This window comes from Ignavibacteriota bacterium (assembly GCA_016218045.1).
Classification (GTDB): Bacteria; Bacteroidota; Ignavibacteria; order SZUA-365; family SZUA-365; genus JACRFB01.
This window is the reverse complement of sequence record JACRFB010000040.1, coordinates 78,659-102,951: the sequence shown is the minus strand read 5'-3', so window position 1 is coordinate 102,951 and position 24,293 is coordinate 78,659. Positions and strand designations below refer to the sequence as shown.

Sequence of the window (24,293 nt, the reverse complement as noted above, 5' to 3'; positions counted from 1 at the left end):
ACGCAGCAAGGTAGCAAAGTGGAAAGGCGTCCGCGATTCGCGGTCTTCTTTTACTTTGCTACTTTCCACATTCCACTTTCCACGTTCAACATTCCACTTTCCACATTCGACGTGGCGGAGTCGTTACACCCCTGCCTGCCCATTGGCCCGCAGGAGCATGTCGACCACTTCGCGAACGGCGCCGGCGCCGCCGTCGGCGCGGGTGACGTAGTGGACGGCGATACGGACGCCGGAGTGCGCGTTGCGCGGGGCGCAGGAGAAGCCGACACGCCGGAGCACGGGCACGTCGAGCATGGAGTCGCCCATGTAGGCGATCTCCTCGTCGCGGAGATTGTACAGCGCGCGAAAATCCTCGTAGGCGTCGAGCTTGTTGAGTGATCCCTGGTACAGATCGGTGATGCCCAGTTCGCGCGCGCGCTGCTCGATGATATGCGACTGCGAGCCGGTGATGAAACCGACGCGTATGCCGAAGTCGACGGCCAGCCGCAGGCCGTGTGCGTCAGCGACGTGAAAAGTCTTGGTCTCGAAACTCTGTGACGTGAACGAGACACCACCCACGGTGAGGACGCCGTCGACATCGAAGAGAAAGGCGCGCACGTCGCGCAGGCGCGCGTCGTGTTTCGCCGCGGGGTTTTCGCGTCTCACTCGGTGAAGTCTCCCGCCTGCACCAGCGCGCCGGTCTCGCGCGCCGCGCGGTCGACGGCCACAACCTGCGCGAGGAGCACGTCGATGTACGACAGCGGCAACTGGCTGGCCGCGTCGCTGAGCGCGTTGCGCGGATCCGGGTGTGTCTCGACAAAGATCGCGTCGATACCCACGGCCGCGGCCGCGCGCGCCAGCGGAAGAATAAATTCCGGACGACCGCCCGAGGCCTCGCCCTGGCTGGGCACCTGCACCGCGTGTGTTGCGTCCATCACCACGGGATAACCAAGCGAGCGCATGATCACGAGTGAACGCATGTCGACCACGAGGTCGTGATAGCCGAAGCTGACACCACGCTCGCAGAGAAGGATGTTCGTGTTGCCGGTCGAGGCCACCTTGGCAGCGGCGTGGCGCATGTCGCCCGGCGCGAGGAACTGGCCCTTCTTGATGTTCACCGCCTTGCCCGTGCGGCCCGCTGCCAGAAGCAGATCGGTCTGCCGCGACAGGAAGGCCGGAATCTGCAGCATGTCCGCGACCTCGGCCGCGGAAGTCGCCTCGTCCTCGCGGTGAATGTCGGTGACCACGGGGAGGCCGAAGGTGCTGCGCACTTCGGCGAGAACAGCAAGCGCTTCATCCATGCCGAGGCCGGTAAATCCGGACAAGCTGGTCCGATTCGCTTTGCGATACGAGGATTTGAAGACAAGCGGGAGTCCGAACCGCTCGGCGACGAGGCGGAGCGTCTCGGCGGTGCGGAGCGTCATGTCGCGGCTTTCGACCACGCAGGGCCCCGCGATGAGCGCCAGCGGAGCGCCGGCGCCGATGTGCATGTGTGCAACAGACGCGGCGTTCATGAGTGTGCCTTTCCCTCGATGCCTTCCTGCAGCCGTGCGGTGCGGTCGGCGATCTTGAGTTTTTCGATGAGATCCTCGAGCGCGCCGTTGATGATGTCGCCGAGGTTGTAGAGTGTGAGTCCGATGCGGTGATCGGTGAGCCGGTTCTGCGGGAAGTTGTACGTGCGGATCTTGTCGGATCGATCGCCGCTTCCCACCATCAGTTTGCGGGCCGCCGATATCTCGGCGTTCTGCTCGCTCATCTTCAGTTCGTAGAGACGTGCGCGCAACACCTTCATGGCCTTCTGCCGGTTCTTGAGCTGCGAGCGTTCCTCCTGGCAGGTCACAACGATGCCGGTGGGAATGTGCGTCAGGCGCACGGCGGTTTCGACTTTGTTGACGTTCTGCCCGCCCTTGCCGCCGGAACGGTAGATGTCGATACGCACATCGTTGTCGCTGATCTCGACATCGACGTCCTCGACATCGGGCAGCACCGCAACCGTGGCCGCGGAAGTGTGTATGCGGCCGCTCGCCTCGGTGGCGGGGACGCGCTGCACGCGGTGCACGCCGCTCTCGAATTTCATCGCGCCGTACACATCGTCGCCGCTCAGAGAAAACACAACTTCCTTCATCCCGCCCACGCCCGATTCACTGAGCGAGATAAGTTCCTGTTTCCAGCCGCGCACTTCCGCGAAGCGGCTGTACATGCGGTAGAGGTCACCCGCGAACAGGGCCGCTTCCTCGCCGCCCGTGCCGCCCCGGATTTCTATGATCACGTCCTTGCTGTCGTTGGGATCACGCGGCACAAGAAGGATCTTGAGTTCGTTCTCGGTCTCCGCGATGTCGGCAACGAGTTGATCGATCTCTTCGCGCGCCAGGCGCACGAGATCGGCGTCGTTCTCGGAGTCGAGTATTTCCCTGTGCCCGGCTTCGTCCTGTTTCAAGCGGCGGTACCGTTTGTACACGGTGACCAGCGCCTCGAGCTGACGGCGTTCCTTGGCGAGTTTTGTGTATCGGGTCTGGTCGGACGCTATCTCGGGAGTGCCCATGAGCGCGCCGAGTTCGTCGTACCGCGCGATGACTGCATCGAGTTTATCAAACATGGGTAGCGGGGATTTCCTTCATAACGAACAACCTTTAATATACGGAAATTCTGTGGTAGATGGGTAGATGGTAGTTGGTAGATAGGTAGATGGTAGATCGACCTATGGAGTGTGAGTGAGGAGACAGGGTACAGGATTCAGGAGACATGCACCGTGTAAACTCATTCCTCCTGTCTCCTTTCTCCTGTATCCTCACACGGGTGTTAGGATTCAGGATACGGGAGACAGGAGACAGGCATCGGCCAAGTTCCTTCCTTCTGTCTCCGTTCTCCTGTATCCCCACGCGGGTGTGAGGATTCAGGATGCGGGAGACAGGAGACAGGCATCGGCCAAGTTCCTTCCTCCTGTCTCCTTTCTCCTGTATCCTCACACGGGTGTTAGGATTCAGGATACGGGAGACAGCTCCGTGTCTACGTGTTTATATGAGAGCGCAACCGAGCAGACGTGGAGAATCCGTATATTTCTCGATTCTTGAGACGATTGGAGACATAACAGGTATGAGTGATTCAAAGGCCGTACGGCGAAAAAAGGGCGCGGAGACACGTGCCGTATCGTGGGTCTGGGGTGCGTGGAACGGACGGCAGGCGGCGGTGGCCATGGGACTGCTTGCGGTGCTGGCCGTTGCGTCGGTGCTGTTCTACGTGCTTCCGCTTACGAAAAGCGTAGGGGCGGCGGGATTCCCGTCGGACGAACCCTGGATTGCGCTGACCTTTGCAAAGAACCTCGTGCAGCACGGCGTGTATGCGCCGCATCCCTCAATCCCGTCGTTCTCGGGCAGTACCTCGCCCTTGATGGTGCTGTTGCTGGCGCTGCTCGGACTGCTCGTGTCGAGTCCCACCACCGCCGCGTACATCGTCGGAGCCGCATCGTACGCCGCCGCAGCGGTGTTCCTGTTCCGCCTCGCGCGCAAAGTGTTTCCGGGAGAAGACTGGATCGCCTTCGCCGCCGCCCTTCTATTTGTGCTGTATCCGCGTTTGCAGGCCGCCGCCGCCTCGGGCCACGCAACCATGTTGTTCATCGCCCTCTCGATCGGCGCATGGGCGCTGTATGCCGAACGCAAACCGCTGTGGTTCTTTACCCTAGCAGGCCTGGCGCTGTGGGTCCGCCCCGACGCGCTTGTGCTCCTCATCGCGGCGCTGTTCCATCTCTTCTATCACCACCGCGTGGTGACCGAACGACCGGCCGCCGACGCAACTGATCCGCAGGTCACGCGCCTCGCGTCACGCAGAGGCATGTTCGTGTGGTTCGCTCTGTTCCTCGTCTATCTCGTATTCAACCTCGCACTGAACGGAACCATATTTCCGAATTCTGTCGGATCCAAGTTGGCCTATTTCCATAATGCCGACGGCGGGAGTTTTGCCTCGGGTGTGTTGACATACTTCACCAGCGCAGAAGGAGCGGTGTTGATTCTTGCCGCCGTTTTGGGGATCGGACTCCTTATGCGCGGTTTCCTGAAGCGGAAGCGTATTCCCGTTCTGTCGCCCGCGGTGTTCGCCGCGGGACTGATTATCGCCTACGGCATCTTCCTTCCCGTCCTGCGCGATGACGCACGCTATCTCGCGCCCGCCGTGCCCGCGTTCATCCTGCTTGCACTGTGGGGCGCGCGGCGCCTGTTCGGGCTGCTGGCGGAACAGCTCGGGACAGAGGCGCCGCAGCGCCTTGCGCGTCCGGTGCTGATGCTGCTCGCGATCGCGGCGCTCGCGCTCGGACTCGCGGGCACCGTACCCTCGCGCGAGAGTTATGTGAAGGCGGTCCGCTACGTCAACGAGCGGCAGATCGCCGCCGCGCACTGGCTCGCGCAGAACACAAATCCTGACGCACTCATCGCCACGCAGAGCGCGGGCGTGATCGGATATTTCAGCGGCAGAAAGGTTGTCGATGTGACAGGTGTGTTGACGCCGGAACTCGTGAGCAGCATCGGCGATCTCGGGAAACTCGAGACGTATCTCGCCGCTGTGGGCATCACGCATTACGCGATGCTGCGCGAACAGTATGAGGTCGTGAACGTGAATCCGTTGTTCACCTCCGACATCCGCGTGCCCGAGGTGATGGAAGTGCTGCCGTTCAAGAAGAAACGCAGCCACATCATGCCGCAGGCGGCCAGCGCGTTAAACGTCCGCGCCGCGACGATGATGGCCTCACGTCTGAACGAACAGGCGCTCGCCGTGCTCGAGGAATCGTACAAGCTCGATCCCGCATCCGCGCGCACGCAGACGCTCATCGGCCTGTGCCTGCTGAGCATCGGCGATTCGACCCGCGCGATCAACGCTCTCGAGCGGGCTCTGCGGCTGCAGGAGGATTACGGCGCGGCGATGCTGCCGCTCGGCGACATGTACAGCGCGAAACGCGAGCACACCGCGGCCATACGCCTGCTCGGACAGGCCGTCCTTCTCTCTCCGAATTCCACGCGCAATCGCGAGGCCTTCGAGAAGGCCGCGTTGTCGCACTACCGCGACTCGCTCGCCGCGCTCGGATTCCGCAGCATCATGCTTCGCGGGCGTCGATGAACGCGGGGTGCCGGAGTGTTGAAGGCCGTGCGCGCGACTGAGCCGCGCTCCGCGCGGCGTCGTGGTGCGGCGGCGCTGTGCCTGTGCGCCGCGCTGGCTCTTGCGGGTCCGCTCGCGCCTGCGCAGACGCTGCCCGCGCGCGAGTGCCGCGCGGTCTGGCTCACGACACTCTCCGGACTCGACTGGCCTTCCGCCGCGACGCGCGGGAATCCCGAGGCGCAGCAGCGCGAACTTCGTGTGATACTCGACAATCTCGTGGCGCGGAACATCAACACCGTCTATTTCCAGGCGCGTTCGCGCGGGAACGCGTTTTACCGCAGTGCCATCGAACCCTGGGCCGCGGAATTGAGCGGCAGTTTCGGGACGGATCCCGGATGGGATCCGCTCGCCTTCGCCATCAGCGAGGCACACGCGCGCGGACTCGAACTCCACGCATGGGTGAACGTGTTCAAGGTCTGGAGCGGCGGTGCCTCTCCGCCGCGAAGCACGCCGCCGCACATCGCGCACGCATCACCCACGTGGGCCACCGAGTACAAGGGCGAGCAGTGGATCGATCCGGGCATCCCCGAGGCGCGCGAGTGGCTCGTGCGGCTATTTTCGGACATAGCGCTCCGATATGATCTCGACGCGATCCATCTCGACTACGCGCGCTATCCGGAGGCGGACTTCGACGACGCGGCGACATACAGGCGCCTCGGTCGCGGGACCGAGCGCGCGGCATGGCGCCGCGCAAACGTTGACGCCTTTGTCGAGGAACTCTCGGCGCGACTGCGGGCATTAAAGCCGCGCCTGCGTCTCGGCGCAGCGCCGATCGGCATCTACGAAAGCATCCCCGACGCGCGCGGCTGGCAGGGGTATCACGCGCTGGGCCAGGATTCTCGCGGCTGGCTGCGCAAGGGTCTCGTCGACTATCTCGCGCCGCAGATCTACTGGGGGCTCAAACGACGCGGCAGCAATGTGGATTTCGACGCGCTGATCCACGACTGGCAGCGCGCGTCGTCGGGACGGACCATCATCGCGGGCATGGCCCCGTACAAGGACGATGTGCGTCCCTGGATCGGCGACATGATCGACGTGAGCCGCGCAGCAGGCGCCGCGGGCCAGGCCTATTTCCGCTATGAGCATGTGCGCGACGGCAGCGCTTTCGCGGGGCGGTACGAAACGCGGATACTGCCCCCCGCGGCGCCCTGGCGCGATCCCGTGCGCCCGAATCCGCCGACCGCCTTGCGCGTTGAACGCGGTGACGGGGCGGCGACACTGACATGGAGGTCGCCCGCGCCCGCGGCCGACGGTGAGACCGTCACACGCAGCGCGGTATATCGGATGGAACGTGACGCGGCCGCCGCACCCGTCCTGCTCGCCGTGCTGCCAGAAGGAGTGACACAATACCGCGATACGCAGCGCGCCACCGAGGCCGAGTATGTCGTCACCGCGCTCGACCGCTGCAACAACGAAAGTGACGCCTGCTCCAGCGCCTTCATCGCAGGCCGCGCGCGCACACCCTCGCCCTCGCACGCCCGCACGGCGCCGCGCCTCGCCGAACCAGTGTTCCACGGCGAGCGCCTGCTGCTTGTCGCATACCAGTTACCCGCGCCGGCGGACATGCGCCTGCGCCTCATGGACGGTGACGGAGCCGAACTTGCCGTGCTCGTGGAGGGACGCATCGACGCGGGCACACACATGCTGGGCCTCGATCTCGACCGCCTTCCACCGCGCGCCGCGCGCCTCGTGTTCGAGACCGGCGAGACGACGCAGCTTCGCGAACTCACGTCCGCGCCATGACAACACACGACGCGCTGCCGCCGGACATCGCCGCGCGATGCGCGGACGCGGCGCGCTGCGGGCAGTTGTACGAAGGTCTGCTCGACCTTGCGCGGAAACGGTTCGCGGCGAATCTGAGCGCCTTCGGGACCCTCGTGTGCGAGGCGCTCGGCGCGATGCCCGATCCCGAGAGAGCGTTAGTCCAGCTCTCCCGTTTTCTGAATGCGTCGTTCAGTCCGGGCAGCCTGGTGGACGATTGTATCCGACGTCCGCTGCTGCTCGACACATTCTTCCGGCTTGTCACCACCTCGGGTTTTCTTGCCGATGTGCTCGTGCGCGACGCGGAACTGTACCGCTGGCTGATCGACAGCGAGGCCCTCGACACACGTCCCGCGCGTGAAGACATGCTTGCCGAGGCGCGCGACGCGTGGACGCGATTCACCTCGGCTCCGCGTCGCGTGTTGTCGCTGCGGCGGTATCAGCGCCGTGAGCTGCTGCGCATCGGCGCGCGCGACATATTGCGCGGGACGGCGCTCGAAGACACCGTGCGCGAACTCTCGTGGCTGGCCGATGCGGTGGTGCAGGTGCTTCTTGCGCATGCGATCGACACCGTCAAGGAGCGCCAGCCCGGTCTGCGTGTGCCGCCGCTTGTTGTCCTTGCCCTCGGCAAATGGGGCGGCGAGGAGTTGAACTACAGCTCCGACATCGATTTTGTTGTTTTCTACGAGGCGCTTGACGAGGGCGACACCGAGGCGGTATTCAGCGCCGCGGTGAAGGTTGTGGAGTATCTCGTGCGGTTGCTCACCGAGGTTTCGACCGACGGTATGTTTTATCGCGCCGATCTGCGGCTGCGCCCCGATGGTGCGGCGGGTCCGCTGGCCATGTCGGCCGACGCCGCGATGTCGTATTACGCGGCGCGCGGGGCGCTGTGGGAGAGACAGATGCTGCTCAAGGCGCGCTGCGCCGCTGGTGATGCGGGCGCCGGCGCGCGGATGCTCGAGCGGCTGCGGCCGTTTGTCCATCCGCGGACCCTGGCGGCTCCGCCCTCCCAGATAGCGGCCGACATACGCGCGCGTCTTTCGCCGCGATGGGGTGAAGCGGACGACGTGAAGCACGGGCGCGGCGGCATACGCGATATCGAGTTCGCCGCGCAGTTCCTCCAGTTGATTGCTGGCGCGACGCCGGACGCGGGCACGGGCACGCTTGCCGCGCTCGACACGCTGGCGGACGCGGGGCGGCTGAGCGAGGAGGAGCGCGACGTGTTTGCGCGCGGGTACCGCATGCTGCGCCGCGTCGAGCATATGGTGCAGCTCGAATCGTTTGAACAGACGCACCGCGTGCCGCGCGAGAACAGTGCGCGCGCCGTTCTTGCGTGGAAACTTGGATACGAGGCCACCGACGAATTCACGCGCGCGCTCGAGGAGACACGCGCGGCAGTCGCCCGCTGCGCCGATGCGGTGCTCGGTCCCGTCGATGCGGCACAGGCGCAAGCGTCGGTGCCCGGACCCGAGGCGCTGCGTGTGATGGGTTTCCGGGAGACCGAGACCACCGCGCGCGCGCTGCGCGGACTGCGCGAGGGCCGCGCCTCGCGGCCGCATGACGGCGCGCAGCGCGCGCGCATGTCGGCGATGTTCGACGCGCTGCTCGCGGACCTTGCGCGCGAACCGCTGCCCGACGCCGGCGCGCGGGGTCTCGAGGCCCTGCTTGCCGCGTCGCCCGCGCCGCGCACCGTCGCCGAATTCCTCTCCCGCGCGCCGGCGCGGCGCCTGCTGCTGCGACTGGCCTCGGCGGCGCCCGGACTTCTCCGCGCGCTCGGCGCCGCGCCCCTCGCGCTCGAAGGACTGTTCAGCGGGTCGGTTCACACGGATGCGGCGGCCGATCCCGCGTCGTTCAAACTGCATCGCGAAGCCGCCTACGCTGCGGCCTTCCTGCTCGGCGAATTACCGATCGCCGCCTATGCCTCCGCGCTCGGTGAAACCGCCGACGCCTGCCTGCAAGCGGCGATGTCACAGCTCGCGCCCGGCGCCCCCTTCCTCGTGCTCGCGATGGGCAAATACGGCGGCTGCGAACTCGCGCCCGGCAGCGACCTCGATGTGATCTTTCTCTATCGCGAAACGCCGCGCTTCGGCGGAGACGACGCGCAGGCCCTCGCTCGTGCAGTGATACACGCGCTGGGTCCGTCCGCCCTCGGCGCTCACGCCTACGAGGTGGACGCCCGGCTGCGTCCCGAGGGCAGGAGCAGTCCGCTCGCAACATCTTTCGACGCATACAGGCGGTACTTCGACGGCCGCGCATCGCTGTGGGAAAAGCAGTCGCTGCTCAAGGCGCGCGCCGCGGCGGGGGATGCCGGACTCGCGGCCGAGACGGCGGACTTCATCTCCGGCGTCCTTCACAATGTGACGCTGGACGCTTCCGCACTGACGGGCATCGTGGAGATGCGACGCCGCATGGAGCCCGTGAACCGTTTCCGTCAGGCGGATTTTTTCGACGTGAAGCTCTCGCAGGGCGGACTTGTCGACGCCGAATTCGCCGTGCAGGTACTCCAGCTCGCGGCTGCGGGATCCGGCGGTGCGCTGCGGACACCAAACAGCTTCGCCGCGATCGATGCGCTGCCGTTCGCGTATCCTCCACTCGCAGCGCGCGCACGCGAGGCCGCTGCATCGTATGCCGCGTTGCGCGCGCTGCAGGCCGCGCTGCGGCTCACGCTCGAATCACCGTCGAATCTGCTCCCCGACGACCGCTCCGCCCTTGCTGCGGTGCTCGGCTACGAGAGTGACACGTCGCTTGTACGTGCGCTGCACCGGCATCGTGCCTGCCTCCGCGCACTCTTCGACGACGCGGTGCGCATGGCGGCACTAAAACAGAATAACGGATCCGATACTCCAGAACGTGATACACCATGATTCCCTCTCCCTTCGTCGCCGCCACCCCGGCTCGTCCCTGCACGGCACGCCCGCGCACGCGTTGTTGCTCGTCGACAACGATCTCGGAACTGTGGAGCGTCGCCGTTATGCTGGCCGCCTTTGCGCTGTGCTCGCTGCTCTGTGCGCCGGCGCTGCAGGCGCAGGGCCGCACGCCGGTGGCCGTTGCCGCGCCGCCGAAACCGCTCCCATCGGGCGGCAAACATAAACCCGCGAGCACAGGCACGGGCTTCCTCCGCGTGCTTGTGGTATTTGCGCGGTATGCGGGCGACACGCTGCGCACGGAGTCGTGGCCGGACCCGGATCGGCTGCCTGCATGGGCAAAAACCATGGTCGATGCCACACCGTCCGCCATCGGCCGCAATCCCGAAAACATCAGCGAGTACTTCCGCAGAAATTCCAACGGACTCTTCCGCCTCGTCGGAGATGTGCGCTATGTCACGCTCGATTCCACCGAGGAATATTACCGCATGCGCCTCGAGGGCCGCGACGAGGAACTGCGCGGTGCCGTGATCCGTGATGCGCTTCGCAAACTCGACGATCCGCGAGGAGAACACAGGGTGGATTTTCGGAAGTACGACCTGTGGTCCACCACCGACGATTATGCGGCGCGCAGAAAACCCGACGGTTTTGCCGACATGATCTGGTTCCTCACGCGCACACACAGCGAGAATCCTTTCCCCGAGGGTGATCCGCGCCGCGCGCGATACCGCGATTATGCGCGCGTGTCGGCGGATTTTAACGTGAACGGTCCGCAGCTCCGCTTCGACGGCGTTGCGGTGAATCACACGGCGGGATTTGTGGAGGGGCGTGGCAGTGGTGTGATGAGTTTCGGCGCGAGCGCGCGCAAGCCGGTGACGTTGAACGATACGGTGGCGGGAGCAAAAGGACAGCCGCGTATTTTCGGCGAGCTGATCCACGAGATGGGCCATTACCTGTTCGGACCGTCGCATCTGGGCAACAGCGACATCTCGCTTTCGACCACGCGGTACACCAGTTACTTCACCGCATACGCGGTCACGACGGGCAATACTTTCGGCAACATGCTCGCGTACGAACGGATGCGGCTCGGCTGGGTGAACACGGGCGCGGGCACGTTGCGTGAGGTCGGATTGTCCGATACCGACCGCGTGCTGCTGCTCGAGGATCCTCATACGATGGGCCGCGGCACGCAGGCCGCGCGCATCGCGCTGCAGGGAAGTCCGCAATTCCTCGTGCTCGAGAACCGCGGCTGGAAGGGACCGTTCGAGGCGCGGCGTGTGCCGTATCATGCGACAGGCGCGCGGCTGGCCCCCGGGTTGCTCGTCACACACATCATCGCCGAGGACGCGAGTCTGCCTTACACCCGTGCGCGCATCGTGTGCGCCGACGGACGGTACCGGTGGAGATTGGTACGGGATCGTGGCGGAAGCAACGCGTACACCGCGATTGAAAAGGACAGCGCCGACGCCTTCGGCGGCTACGACGAACGCGAACGTATCTACATCGCGGCGCATCCGAATCGCCACTGGCTCGCCGGATACTGGCCCACGCCCGGCGGACAGCCGCGCGCGATAGGACCGTACCTCGGGTGCAGCAATTGTGCCGATTCCACAGAATCCGCCACCGACAATGTCGGTGATGCCTTCGATGTGTTTCAGCCCGGCGATGTACTCACACCCTGGTCGAATCCGCCGCTTGCCGTGTGGGCCAGGACGCGTTTTACGCTGCCGGACGGAGCCCCTCTCGGCATCCAGGTTCTGGATCGCGATGCCCGCACCGGAGCGCTGCGCGTGCGTGTCAAACGTGGCGCGCTCGACGAGTTCCCACCCTCGAAGCCGACGCTGCTGCGCGTGACCGACACCACACGCGGCATCATTTCATGGGCGCCGAATCGGGAACCCGCCATGGACAATGCCGCCGCGCCGGGCCGCTACGAAATCGAATGTGCGGCGGGCGACGGTCCGTTCACCGCGACGGGCTCGGTGGCGCATCCCGGCTCGACTTTCACCGTTGTTCCCGCGCGTACAGGTGTCACACGCTGCCGCGTGAGGGCCGTGTATGCACACGGCGGGTTTTCGACCTGGTCTGAAGAATGCAGGATCACCACGCGGTGACGGAGACTGCCGAAGGAACGCCCTCACGCGGTGCGCGTGTTCTTTTAGGAACAAAACGGAATCACGAAAGAGAAGCGGAGCAAAAACATGCGGTACAAACTGTTGGGTAAAACCGGATTGCGCGTATCGGAACTTGCTCTCGGCACGATGACCTTCGGAGAGGAATGGGGCTGGGGCGCATCGAAGGACGAAAGCCGCGCGATATTTGATGCCTTCGTCGAGGCGGGCGGAAATTTTTTCGACACAGCCAACCGCTACACCGAGGGGACAAGCGAGCGGTATCTGGGTGAATTCATAGGCGCCGAGCGCGAGAAGTTTGTTGTCGCCACAAAGTACACACTCTATACATCGAAGGACCATCCCAACGCAAGCGGCAACGGCCGCAAGAACATGATGCAGGCGCTCGACGCGAGTTTGAAACGCCTGAAGATGGACTACGTGGATCTGTTCTGGGTTCATGCGTGGGACTTCATGACGCCGCCCGAGGAAGTGCTTCGTGGACTCGACGATCTCGTGCGCGCGGGCAAGGTGCTCTACATCGGCATCTCCGACACGCCCGCCTGGGTCATCTCGCGTCTCGTCACCATGGCCGATCTGCGCGGGTGGACGCGCTTCGCCGCTACGCAGCTCAAGTACAGTCTGCTCGAGCGTACGCCTGAACGCGATCTGCTGCCGATGGCGCGTGAACTGGATCTGGCTGTCATGCCCTGGGGCGCGCTCGGCTCGGGCCTGCTCTCCGGAAAGTACAATGTCGATCCGGCGCAGAAGGGGCGGCTGGCCGGCTCTAAAACGGTGAACGAGAGGAATCTCGCCATTTCACGGATCGTGATGGACATCGCGCACGAGTGCGGATGTACGCCCGCGCATGTGGCGCTGAGCTGGGTGCGGCAGCAGCCGGGTGTCATCATCCCGCTTCTCGGCACGCGGAACGCTGCACAGTTGCGCGACAATTTCGGCTGCCTCGACGTCCGCCTCGACGAGGGACAGCTCCGCCGCCTCGACGAGGCGAGCGCCATTCCACTCGGTTTCCCTCACGAGTTTCTGCAGTCGGCGAACACCGTGGATCTCGTGTACGGCGGCTACCGCGACCGTATCGACGCGCTCCGGTAGTCCGCTTCGGCGCGTGCCACCGCATTGCGGGCGCGCCGATTTTCCGTTACCTTTTTCCCGTGGATCACGTGCAGGCATATCGGCACAGGATCACCGTCGAATATGACGGCGGTGATTTTGTGGGCTGGCAGACGCAGCCCAACGGGCGTTCGGTGCAGCAGGAAATAGAAACGGCGGCGGCGCGGCTGTTTCAGAAATTCGTGCGTGTGACGGGCGCGGGACGCACCGACGCGGGCGTGCACGCGCGTGGTCAGGTGGCGCATTTTGACGCCGAGACCACCCTCGACACGCACACCATCGGCCGCGCACTCAACGCGATGCTGCCGCCCGACGTGACCATACACGATGTCGCGCGCGTGGAATCGGACTTCCATGCCCGATTTTCGGCCTCATCACGCGCCTATGTGTACACGGTCACGAGCAGACGCGCATCCATCGATCGGCGCACGCGCTGGATACTGCACGGCCGCATCGACCACGGGCGCATCCTCGACGCGGTGCCCGCGCTGTCCGGCACACACGATTTCACGAGCTTCTCGAAACAGTCCGACGACGTCGAACACTGCTTCTGCCATGTGTTCGATGCCGCATGGAACAGCGACGGACCCGAGGGCCGCTTCGAAATACGCGCGAACCGCTTTCTGCACGGAATGGTGCGCGCGATCGTGGGCGGGCTCATGCAGGTGGGGCGGGGCCGGCTCGATCCCGGCGACATGGAGGGCATTCTCGCGGCGCGCGATCGCGCGCTGACACCGATGCTTGCTCCGCCGCAGGGACTTGTGCTGACCGAAGTGCGCTACGATCCCGAGGAGTTTGCGATGATGCGCACTGTGATGGCGCGGTGCCGCGACAGGAGGGAGGAGGGAGTGGGGAGGAGGGAGTAGGGGGTAGGGAGTGGGAAGACGCCTGTCCGCCGAAGTGCCACAGGCGCGCGATCAGACAGATCTGCATCGGGGTGTTTCACCTGTGATGTGTTTTCGGTACAATAGGGTGTGTTTCATTTTCCGAGAGTGAGGTGCGTGATGCGTGCAGCATGGGCGATGCGTGTAGTGTACGTGATGGTGGTGGGAGTCGTGGTGTGTGTGTGCGCTCCTTCCTGCGTGGCGCAGACGGGCGTTGTTGAAGGCGCGCCCGCGCAGCTCCCCGCCTTCGAGACACGCGACCGGCTGCCGGCTCCCGCCCTCGCCTTTGTGGTGATCGGTGACTGGGGCGGCGCCGCGAAGGAACTGCGCGCGCTTGCAGCAGGGCTGGCGAGGAAACACGAGGACGATCCTGTCGCGGCTGTACTTGCCGCGGGCGGCAATTTCCTCGATGGTGGAGTTGCCGGCATCGATGATCCGCAGTGGGAGTCGAAATTCGAAAGTGTGTTTGGCCCGGCGGAACTGAAGACGCCACTCTGGGCGGTGCCCGGCATGGCCGACGCCAAGGGCGATGTGGACGCGCAGACACGCTACCGGAGCCGAAATGCAACGATCAGTTGGAACATGCCCGCGCGTAACTGGACCACCGTGTTCTCGAGCGCAGACGGCTCGCTGCATGTGCGCATCACGGGCATCGATACGCCGGGTCTGCTCGCCGCCGCCGAGACCGAAAGGAGCAGGCAGGTGGCATGGCTCGATTCCGTGTGCGCTTCGTCGAAGGAGGAACGCCACATCGTGCTCGGGCATCATCCCGTGTATTCCAACGGCCGCAATGGCAATACACTGGGCATGATCCGCCATGTGAAACCCATCCTCGAAAAACATCGCGTGGATGCCTATCTCGCCGGACGCGACAACGACCTGCAGGTGTTATCACGCGTAAACAGTGTCGGATACCTTGTCAGCGGCGCGGCGGTGAGGGCACGCGATACGCGCTGGGCGGCGAATACGCTTTTTGCAGCGGCCGTCAGGGGTTTCCTGTGGCTGCAGGTGAACAAGGATGCACTGCTCGTGCAGTGTGTCGACACGGATGGTCAGGTCCTGTTCTCCACTCGTCTCTGATCCTCCAATATCACGCGCATTTCCATGTTCCGAGTGCTGTCGGATCGGGAGGCCATACACTGTACCCGTGACGGAGTGCAGAAACTCCTATTACCTTGCACTGAAATGAATCAAGTGAGCAGGTTGGTGCATTTCTGCTTGACTTTCATCCTAAATCCTTTATATTCAGTGCTGGAGAAGCTCAGATTCGATGTTATTCGGCGACGCTAAAAAACGGCGCATGAGTGGGATGACGGCACGAAAACCGGGCGCTTCCTCGGCAAATCACAAAGAGATGCTGGAAGCGCTTCTCACAGTGTGCACAAGCAACATGAGGACGGTCGACACCGATCTCATCAGTCGTGCATTTTATACTGCCGAAGCGGCACATGAAGGCCAGGCGCGCCATTCCGGGGAGGAGTATTTCACACATCCCGTCGCGGTGGCGATGATTGTTGCCCAGGAAATTCCTGTCGATGATGTGACTGTGGCGGCCGCCTTGCTGCACGATGTGATCGAGGACTGCGAAACGTGCACATACGATTCGATTCAGGCGGAATTCGGATCCAATGTGGCCGATATTGTGGACGGCGCGACAAAAATCTCGAACATCCTCCAGAGCAGGGAAGTGACCAAGGCCGAGAACTATCGCAAGCTTCTCGTGTCCATGCTCAACGATGTGCGCGTGATCCTTGTGAAATTCGCCGACCGCCTGCACAACATGCGCACGCTCGAATACATGAATGCCGACAAGCAGAAGCGCATCGCCCGGGAAACGCTCGAGATTTACGCGCCGCTCGCGCACCGGTTCGGTCTGGGCCGTCTGAAATGGGAGTTCGAGGATCTGGCCTTCAAGTATCTCTACGAGGAACCGTACCGGAAACTGAAGGACCAGCTCTCCACCAAGCGGCGTGATCGCGAGGACTACCTCACACGGGTCATGCGGCCGATTCGCGCGGAACTCGAGAAAAACGGACTCAAGGCCGAAGTCAGCGGCAGACCGAAACACATGTGGAGCATCTACAACAAGATGCTCAAACAGAACAAGACACTCGACGAAATCTACGACCTCTTCGCCGTGCGTATCATCCTCGATTCGGAGTCGGAAAAGGGCTGTTATCTCGCCTACGCCATCGTGTGTGAACTGTTCACCCCGATCCCGGAGCGGTACAAAAATTTTATCGCGCTGCCGAAAACAAACGGTTACAAGAGCATTCATACGACGGTGCTCGGACCAGAGGGAAAAATGGTCGAGGTGCAGATCCGCACGCGGCAGATGCACGACATCGCCGAACGGGGCATCGCCGCGCACTGGGCCTACAAGGAAAGTGTGAAGTACAAACAGAGCGCCTTCGAAAATTGGGGCACCTGGGTGCGCGAGATTCTCGAGGCCGCTCCCGCGGGCGGCGAGGAAGACAGCGCCGAGCTGCTCATCGACGGTTTCAAGCGCAACCTGTACCAGGAAGAGATCGTGGTGTTTACACCAAAAGGCGATCTGATCGTGCTGCCGACGGGCGCGACACCGGTGGACTTCGCCTTCGCGATCCACTCCGAAGTGGGCATTCACTGCATCGGCGCAAAAGTGAATCAGCGCATCGTGCCGCTCAACAGGCGCCTGCGCAGCGGAGATCAGGTGGAGGTCATCACCTCGCGCAATCAGTACCTGAGTCCCGACTGGGAACAGTCGGTCGTCACACAGCGCGCAAAAAAGGACATACGCCGCTTTATAAGCGAGCAGGGAAAAATCCGGCAGCAAAAGGGGCGCGAGAAATGGGACCGCAAGATCAAGCGCCTGCGTCTGGACATCCACGACGACGAACTGCATCGCGCCGCGGTACGGCTCGGCTTCTCGAGTCCGGGCAAACTGTTCATCGCCCTCGGCAACGACGAGCTGACCGCCGACGACATACTGCGCACCATAGACGAGTCACGTCCGAAAGACGTCGATATCACGCTGCCCACGGCCGACCGCGCGCAGGTCTTCGAGCAGTACGCGCAGGCCGCGCGTGAAGAGCAGGGCATACTGATACAGGGACAGACCGGCAACATACAGTTCGACTTCGCCCGCTGCTGCAGCCCTCTGCCCGGCGACGAGGTGGTGGGTTTTGTCACGCAGGGGCGCGGCATCAAGATTCACCGCAGCAACTGCCGCAACATCCTGCGCCTGCTCAGCGACGGCGATACATCCACGCAGTCGATGCGCGACCGGCTCATCGAAATCTCGTGGCCGCTGACACCGACCGGCGAATATCTCGGAGGGATACGCATGGAGGGCGACGACCGCCCCGGCGTCCTCAACGAGATTGCGCTCGCCATTTCCAGTTACAATAACACAAACATCCGAAGCGTGAACATCGAAGCACTGCCCGGGACCTCGTCGTTCCACGGGTCGGTGCTGGTCACTGTACGCGACCTCGACCATCTGCAACGCCTTATTGAACGGGTCAAAAAAGTGCGTGGTGTGTCGATAGCAGAGCGGTATGTCGATGTCGCATAACCCCCCCGGGAGGAATCACACCTCATGAAAAACAAGGTTCCCACGCTCACCCGCAAGGATATCGCCAAGCGGGTGTCCGAGGCACACTCAATCAAGACGCAGGACGCGGACCTCTGGGTCGAAAGCGTTCTGACAGCCGTGCGCGATTTGCTGATGTCGGCCGACCCCGAGATGCGCCTAGAGGTGCGTGATTTCGGCGTCTTCGAGGTGAAGCTGACCCGTGCAAAGCCGCGCGCGCGCAATCCGAAAACAGGGGACAAGGTGTATGTTCCGCCGCGACGTAAAACACATTTTAAACCGAGCAAACTGCTGAAAAATTTCCTGACGCAGCCGCTCAGTGCCGACGAAGAAGCGATGTTGCGGGACGGTGTCGAACGCGAACCGAATGTGTTCGCCACGGCCGGCACCGCCGACGATTTCCTTGCGCGCTGAAGGGGCATTCAGCGTCATCCCGGCCGCGGCCGGATGGTCTCAGCCCACCGGACGTGTGAACGCATGACCACACTCGCGATCGACTATGGAGAAAAACGCATCGGCCTCGCCGTCAGCGATCCGATGGGTATCATCGCGTCCGGTGCGGGTACGTTTGGCGCCGGACCCGATCTCATCGACCGGATCCTCGCGCTGGCCGCGGAGAGGAACGTCGGACGCATCGTGGTCGGATTGCCGCTCACCCTGCAGGGTGAGAACGGCCCGGTCACAACCCTTGTGCTCGCGTTCGTCGAGGCGCTTCGTGCGCGAACGGAACTGCCTGTCGAGACATTCGACGAACGATTCACCTCGTCGATGGCGACGCAGACGATCCGTGATCTCGGCGTGGGGCGCGCAAAAAGACGGGACAAGGCGAAAGTCGACGAGATCGCGGCGGTGCACCTGCTGCAAGGTTTCCTCGACCGCGGCGCGAACATGCGCGGACGCTGAGTCCGCGCGCACTGCTTCGATATTTACGCGGCTTCTTCTCCGGTCGAAAGCCGGTAACCGATGCCGGATTCCGTGCAGATCAGCACCGGATGTAGCGGATCATCCTCCAGTTTTCTCCGGAGCTGCGCGACGTACACCCGTGTGTACTCGGTCTCTTCCACGAACGCCTCGCCCCACACCTGCTCGAGAATGTAGCGGTGCGTAAGGACGCGTCCCGCGTTGCGGACGAGGAGGGCGAGCACGTTGTACTCGGTGCGTGTCAGTTTGACCGCGTTGCCGTGAACGGATACCTGGCGAGTGGTCAAATCCACCGACAGTCCGCCGCTGCGGAACACCTGCTCACGCTGCATCCCGGGCCTGTGCCGCAGCGCGCTGCGGAGGCGCGCAATCAGTTCTCCGCTTCTGAACGGTTTCGTAAGGTAATCGTCCGCTCCCGCGTCGAGAAGCGAGACGATGTCGCGTTCCGCATTTCGCACCGAGAGGATGAGTACCGGGATGTCGGACCATTCGCGCAGGCGCGCGAGCACGGCCTCGCCCGACATGTCAGGCAGGCCGAGATCGAGGATCACCGCATCAGGGTGTTGCATGGCCGCTGCGGTAAGACCGTCCGCGCCGCTGGCTGCGAGCAGCGTCCGGAAGCGTGCGGATTCGAGTGTGATCTGCACGAGGCGCCGTATCTGCACCTCGTCGTCGATGACGAGAATCAGGTGATCATTGCTCATCCGGCGCCCCCTCTGCCTGTCGCGGTGCTGGTCCGGCGGGCAGGCGCACGACGCAGCGCGCTCCTCCATCGGGCCTGTTGTCCACCTGCAGAGACCCATGATGTGCCTCGATGAAGCCGCGCGCGATGGTGAGCCCCAGACCGATTCCACCCGTGCCCGAATTCGCTCCACGCACAAATTTCTCGAAGGCGCGCGCGAGGACGCTTGAATCGAAACCCGGCCCTTCGTCCTCCACTGTCACCACAATCTGGTCGCCCGAAATGCGGGCTGACACAGAGACACGCGTCCCGGCGGGAGTGTGTTGCATCGCGTTTCTGAGCAGATTCGACAGCGCGACTTGGAGAAGGGTAAAATCCGCCTTGATCAGAGGAACCGCGGGCGCGATGTCGATCACGAAAGGATGTTCGTGCAGCGAGTCGCCAAGCTCCGATGCGGCCGCATTCACCACATCGCGCAGGTCGAGCCAGTCGGCGTCCACCCCCACGCGGCCCGCCTCGAGACGGGTGACGGCAAGCAGGTTCTGCACCGTGCGGTCGAGCCGCTCCGACGCGTGCAGGATTTCCGTGACAAGTTCGCGACGCAGACCCGGATTCCCTGAGATCGTGTCATCGGAGAGCGCCTCTGCACTCCCGAGAAGCGCGGTGATCGGCGTGCGGATTTCGTGCGAGATGGAATTGAACAACGTGGTGTAGAGCCGTTCGGATTCGGCGAGCGCGATGGATTTTTTCGCCATCTCGTTCAGAAACTCGCGGTCAAGTGCCGTGGCGATTTGCCGCAGAAAGTTTTCCAGAAGTATCTCCTGATCCAGTGTCAGGCGCTCGCCTGAAACGGTTCGTATGCCGACAGCGCCCAGTGTGTACCGTGGTCCGGAGAGCGGGTAATAGGTCGCATCGGCGGAGGAAAGGGTGTCGGTGAACTTCCCCGCACGCTTTTCATTCCAGTGCACCCACGAGGCAACGGCCACTTCTTTCGTGTCGGGAAAAAACGCGCTGCCCTGATGTGGCACGGGAACAAAATCCCCGTCGAGATCGCTGAGGAAAAACGTCGCGTCCGCATCGAGGTATTTTCTGATGTGCCCCGCCGCGGCGTGCACCACGTTGTTTTGATCGAGCGCAGAGGAGAGATCGTGTGTCAAAGAGTATAGCGCCGAGGCGCGATGCTCGCGCGCATGCACCGAGCGCTCGCGCGTGCGCACGCGCACCGTCAGCACGCCCGTGACGACCGCGATGGTAAAATAGGCGGCGATCATGAGCATGTCCTGCGGGAGCGCGATCGCGAAGGTAAAGCGCGGCGGAATAAAAAAGTAATCCCAGAAAAGCGCACTGAGTGTCGATGCCAGAATGACGGGTCCGACCCCCAGCCGGAGAGGCAGAATCGTCACAGCGAGGAGGAAGACAAGTGCCACTGTCTGATAGCCGATATGCGGTGCGAGCGGATAACACGCGGTGGCCAGCAGGGCGACGATCGCGGCGGCGATGCCGTAGTGGTGCACGGGAGAACGGCGGGTCAGACCGGCCAGTGGCGACAGCGGCCGTGAGTGTGCCGCCGGGTCGCCTCCGACCACGTACACATCCACATCCCTGCTCTGCGCCATGATGCCGGCGACGATGTTTTTTCGCCAGAATGCAAGACGGGGCGAGCGGCCGACTATGATTGTTGTCGCGTTCTGTTCGCGCGCGACGCGCACCAGGGCCGCCGCCACATCCTGATCCGCCGTGGTGATGATCTCCGCGCCGAGCTCGCGCGCGAGTTCGATGTTGCGCGCGAATTGTTCGCGCTGATCCGGCGGCATCGATGGCGACCGCTCGACAAAAACCGCGATCCACGAGGCGCGCAACATGGTCGCGAGACGCTTGGTCCAGCGTGCGAGCTGCACGGAATCACGTCCGGGCGTGATGCCGACGAGCAGCCGCTGACCCGTTTTCCACGGTCCGCCGATACGTTCGGCCGCGAGGAACTCGCGCATCTGGGCATCCACGCGCTCGGCGGCGAGGCGCAGCGCCATCTGGCGCAGAGCGGTCAGATTTCCGCGTCGGAAGAAATGCCGCTGCGCACGCTCGGATCTTTCGGCCGAGTATACTTTTCCTTCCGTGAGGCGTGTGAGCAGCTCGTCGGGAGGCAGGTCGATGACCTCGACCTCGTCGGCGCGTTCGAAGATGGAATCGGGAACGGTTTCGCGCACGACGATGCCCGCTATTTGTGCGACGGCGTCGGCGCGGCTTTCGATGTGCTGCACATTGAGAGTCGTACACACGTCGATACCGTTGTCGAGCAGTTCCAGCACATCCAGATACCGCTTCGTATGCCTGCTTTCCGGCGCGTTCGTGTGTGCGAGTTCATCCACCAGCACCAGCGACGGCTTGCGGGCAAGGATCGCGTCAAGATCCATTTCCTCCATCGTGACGCCGCGGTAAACGACCACGCGCCGCGGCACCGTCTCCAAACCCTGCAGCAGCGCTTCCGTTTCAGTCCGCCCGTGTGTTTCGACGTATCCCACCACCACGTCCGTGCCGCGGATCAGGGCCTCGCGCGCGGTGCGGAGCATCTCGTAGGTTTTGCCCACACCCGCGCACATCCCGAAAAAAATCTTCAGATGCCCGCGTTTCTCCCGCACTTCCGCGCGTTTCATCGAGCGCAGCAGCGAGTCGGGGTCCGGCCGTGTTCCATCAACGTCCATTACGCCGCAACCTATCAAAATTCCGGGTGAGAATCGATGTGCACCGCATCGTGAGGCGCACGCGATTGTGTGACGTGTCAGCGGACACGGTCAGCACGCGTATGTGGCTGCGCATCCGTGCTCTGAATAGAGGCCTGAAACGGCAGCCCGTAGTATTCCATGACATGCCGGATGATGTACAGGATGATCAGCGTCTGCTGCGCCAGGTGACGTCCCGTCACACGCACAATGACACGCAGCACGGGATCCGCCGCCACACGATCGGGATCGGGTACCAGATGCACGGCGTCGCCGAACCGCGCTTCCAGAAGCCATTGCAGTCGTGTACAGGCCCTGCTTTCGAGAAGCGCGCGCGCCACGGAAGATTCTGTGCGTGGTGAGGGCGGCGTATGCGCGGGGCGCCGCCGGATGAGGCGTGTGATCCATGCGGGCAGTGTCATGACGCACCTATCGCGACGAGAAACACGTCGATGAGTTTGATGCCGATGAACGGCACGAACAGTCCGCCCACGCCATAGATCAGGAGATTGCGCCGCAGCAGCGTTGCGGCATCCGCGGGAGAGTAGCGGATGCCGCGCAGCGCAAGAGGGATGAGTGCGACGATGATGAGGGCGTTGAAGATCACCGCCGAGAGTATCGCGCTGTGTGGGGTCGCCAGGCCCATGATGTTGAGCGCCTTCAGCGCGGGAAAGGTGCCGACAAAAGCCGCGGGAATGATGGCAAAGTACTTCGCGAGGTCATTCGACAGACTGAAAGTCGTCAGTGCTCCGCGTGTCATGAGGAGCTGTTTGCCGATCTCGACGATCTCCAGAAGCTTTGTGGGATTGCTGTCGAGATCCACCATGTTTGCCGCTTCGCGCGCGGCCTGTGTGCCGGTGTTCATCGCGACTGCCACGTCGGCTTGCGCAAGCGCGGGCGCGTCGTTGGTGCCATCCCCGCTCATGGCAACGAGGTGTCCGCCGCTTTGGTGTTTGCGAATCAGCGTCAGTTTGTCCTCCGGGGTCGCCTCCGCGAGGAAGTCGTCGACTCCGGCCTCGGCGGCGATGGCCGCCGCCGTCAGGGCGTTATCGCCTGTGATCATCACGGTCTTGATGCCCATCGCCCGCAGCCGCGTGAATCGCTCCTTGATGCCGCCCTTGACGATGTCCTTCAGCCGGATCACCCCGAGTACTTCGGCATCTTCCGCCACAACGAGCGGCGTCTCGCCGTTGCGGCTTACATCCTGTACCCGGGCATCGATCTGCTGCGGGAACGTGCCGCCGTTGCCTGCGACAAATGAGCGGATGGCTCCTGCCGAGCCCTTGCGTATACTTCGGGTCGGCCTGTATTCGGCGCCCACGATATCCACACCACTCATACGTGTGTGCGCCGAGAATGGGATGAATTGGAGATGCGACTCCTGAATGTCCCGCGCACGCAGACCGTACCGTTCCTTCGCGAGCACGACGATGGACCGTCCCTCGGGAGTTTCATCGGCCAGCGACGCAAGCTGGGCGGCGTCCGCGAGGCGCTCGGATGTCACACCGGGGGCGCACACAAATTCGGTGGCCATGCGGTTTCCGAGTGTGATGGTGCCCGTTTTGTCGAGAAGCAGCACGTCGACATCGCCGGCGGCCTCGACTGCGCGGCCCGATGTGGCGATGATGTTGTGACGGAGCATGCGGTCCATGCCCGCGATGCCGATCGCTGAGAGCAGGCCTCCGATGGTTGTGGGAATGAGACAGACCAGAAGGGCGATCAGAACCGTGAAGGTGACGGGTTCGCCCCTGCCCATCGCCGTCACGCTGTACTGCGAGAAGGGAAGAAGTGTCGCACAGACCACAAGAAAAATGATGGTGACCGCGGCGAGCAGTATGTTGAGTGCGATTTCATTGGGTGTTTTCTGCCTGCGCGCCCCCTCGATAAGCCGGATCATCCTGTCGATGAAGCCCGAACCCGGTTCCGCGGTAACGGACACGATCAGCCAGTCCGACAGCACCGTGGTGCCGCCGGTCACGGCGCTGCGGTCGCCTCCCGCCTCGCGTATGACCGGCGCGCTTTCTCCCGTGATGGCACTTTCGTCCACTGATGCCACCCCGTCTATCACTTCACCGTCCGCCGGTATCATGCCCCCGGCTTCCACCATCACGATATCGCCGCGGGACAACATGCTCGACGAAACCTCCCGTCGTTCCGCGCCCGGATCGGGTGAAGCGAGCAGCACCGCCGACGCTTCACGCCGGCTCGCGCGCAGTGCGTGGGCCTGGGCCCTGCCACGTCCCTCCGCGATCGCTTCGGCGATGTTAGCGAAATAGACGGTGAACCATAACCAGAGACTCACCGCGCCGCTGAACGATGAAGCATCTTCGCCGTGGCCTGCGAGCGCCTGCACCCAGAGGACGGTTGTGAACAGGGCTCCCACCTCCACAACAAACATGACGGGATTGCGCATCATCAGTCGCGGATCCAGTTTCCGCAGCGCGTCTATCAGCGCACCTGTCAACAGGCCGCGGTTGAATACGACGGAGGGGCGGGTGTCGGGTCTCGAATGCTGTGTCATGTGAGT

The 24,293-nt window shown here is 63.4% G+C and carries 17 protein-coding genes; 10 read left to right on the top strand and 7 right to left on the bottom strand.

Annotated features, from left to right (window positions below):
* Window positions 1-123: 123 nt before the first annotated feature.
* The 3 genes from HY962_10195 to prfA are packed head-to-tail and all read right to left on the bottom strand — an operon-like array spanning window position 124 to window position 2,575.
* Window positions 124-606 carry an HAD-IIIA family hydrolase gene (locus tag HY962_10195; protein ID MBI5647290.1) on the bottom strand — a complete coding sequence of 161 codons (483 nt, stop codon included), beginning with the start codon at window positions 604-606 and terminating at the stop codon, window positions 124-126.
* 35 nt (window positions 607-641) lie between these two features.
* On the bottom strand, window positions 642-1,493 hold the full coding sequence (kdsA, locus tag HY962_10190) for a 3-deoxy-8-phosphooctulonate synthase (GenBank protein ID MBI5647289.1): 852 nt from the start codon (window positions 1,491-1,493) through the stop codon (window positions 642-644).
* Entirely contained in the window at window positions 1,490-2,575 is a 1,086-nt protein-coding gene (prfA, locus tag HY962_10185) for a peptide chain release factor 1 (GenBank protein ID MBI5647288.1), read from the bottom strand. Before prfA ends, kdsA begins: the two co-directional genes overlap by 4 nt.
* A 497-nt stretch (window positions 2,576-3,072) precedes the next feature.
* Between prfA and HY962_10180 the strand changes: the two genes are divergently transcribed.
* The 10 genes from HY962_10180 to ruvX all read left to right on the top strand — a co-directional run bounded on the left by HY962_10180 (window position 3,073) and on the right by ruvX (window position 18,349).
* Window positions 3,073-5,082, top strand: coding sequence for a hypothetical protein (locus HY962_10180; GenBank protein MBI5647287.1), 2,010 nt, complete (start codon window positions 3,073-3,075; stop codon window positions 5,080-5,082).
* Window positions 5,083-5,109: 27 nt separating this feature from the next.
* Entirely contained in the window at window positions 5,110-6,864 is a 1,755-nt protein-coding gene (locus tag HY962_10175) for a family 10 glycosylhydrolase (protein ID MBI5647286.1), read from the top strand.
* Window positions 6,861-9,746: a hypothetical protein gene (locus HY962_10170; protein MBI5647285.1), complete on the top strand. Its 2,886-nt coding sequence runs from the start codon at window positions 6,861-6,863 to the stop codon at window positions 9,744-9,746. Before HY962_10175 ends, HY962_10170 begins: the two co-directional genes overlap by 4 nt.
* Window positions 9,743-11,860, top strand: a complete 2,118-nt coding sequence (locus HY962_10165; protein ID MBI5647284.1) for a hypothetical protein — start codon at window positions 9,743-9,745, stop codon at window positions 11,858-11,860. The genes HY962_10170 and HY962_10165 overlap by 4 nt, the downstream gene beginning before the upstream one ends.
* Window positions 11,861-11,947: 87 nt before the next feature.
* The gene (locus HY962_10160; GenBank protein ID MBI5647283.1) at window positions 11,948-12,970 is read left to right on the top strand and encodes an aldo/keto reductase; all 1,023 of its coding nucleotides are present in this window, start codon (window positions 11,948-11,950) and stop codon (window positions 12,968-12,970) included.
* 68 nt (window positions 12,971-13,038) lie between these two features.
* Entirely contained in the window at window positions 13,039-13,854 is an 816-nt protein-coding gene (gene truA / locus HY962_10155; protein ID MBI5647282.1) for a tRNA pseudouridine(38-40) synthase TruA, read from the top strand.
* Window positions 13,855-13,992: 138 nt separating this feature from the next.
* Complete coding sequence (locus tag HY962_10150; GenBank protein ID MBI5647281.1) at window positions 13,993-14,952, top strand: metallophosphoesterase; 960 nt, start codon at window positions 13,993-13,995, stop codon at window positions 14,950-14,952.
* Window positions 14,953-15,181: 229 nt separating this feature from the next.
* Complete coding sequence (locus tag HY962_10145; GenBank protein ID MBI5647280.1) at window positions 15,182-17,428, top strand: bifunctional (p)ppGpp synthetase/guanosine-3',5'-bis(diphosphate) 3'-pyrophosphohydrolase; 2,247 nt, start codon at window positions 15,182-15,184, stop codon at window positions 17,426-17,428.
* Between the two features lie 24 nt (window positions 17,429-17,452).
* The gene (locus tag HY962_10140; protein ID MBI5647279.1) at window positions 17,453-17,860 is read left to right on the top strand and encodes an integration host factor subunit beta; all 408 of its coding nucleotides are present in this window, start codon (window positions 17,453-17,455) and stop codon (window positions 17,858-17,860) included.
* Window positions 17,861-17,923: 63 nt separating this feature from the next.
* A complete protein-coding gene (ruvX, locus tag HY962_10135) occupies window positions 17,924-18,349 on the top strand; it encodes a Holliday junction resolvase RuvX (protein MBI5647278.1) in 426 nt (141 codons plus the stop codon).
* A 23-nt stretch (window positions 18,350-18,372) separates the two neighbouring features.
* Here ruvX and HY962_10130 read toward each other — a convergent pair whose 3' ends face one another.
* The 4 genes from HY962_10130 to kdpB form a co-directional block, all read right to left on the bottom strand.
* Window positions 18,373-19,071 carry a response regulator transcription factor gene (locus HY962_10130; protein ID MBI5647277.1) on the bottom strand — a complete coding sequence of 233 codons (699 nt, stop codon included), beginning with the start codon at window positions 19,069-19,071 and terminating at the stop codon, window positions 18,373-18,375.
* Entirely contained in the window at window positions 19,061-21,748 is a 2,688-nt protein-coding gene (locus HY962_10125; protein MBI5647276.1) for a sensor histidine kinase KdpD, read from the bottom strand. Before HY962_10125 ends, HY962_10130 begins: the two co-directional genes overlap by 11 nt.
* Before the next feature lie 77 nt (window positions 21,749-21,825).
* Window positions 21,826-22,188, bottom strand: a complete 363-nt coding sequence (locus HY962_10120) for a hypothetical protein (GenBank protein MBI5647275.1) — start codon at window positions 22,186-22,188, stop codon at window positions 21,826-21,828.
* On the bottom strand, window positions 22,185-24,287 hold the full coding sequence (gene kdpB / locus HY962_10115; protein MBI5647274.1) for a potassium-transporting ATPase subunit KdpB: 2,103 nt from the start codon (window positions 24,285-24,287) through the stop codon (window positions 22,185-22,187). Before kdpB ends, HY962_10120 begins: the two co-directional genes overlap by 4 nt.
* Window positions 24,288-24,293: the final 6 nt, after the last annotated feature.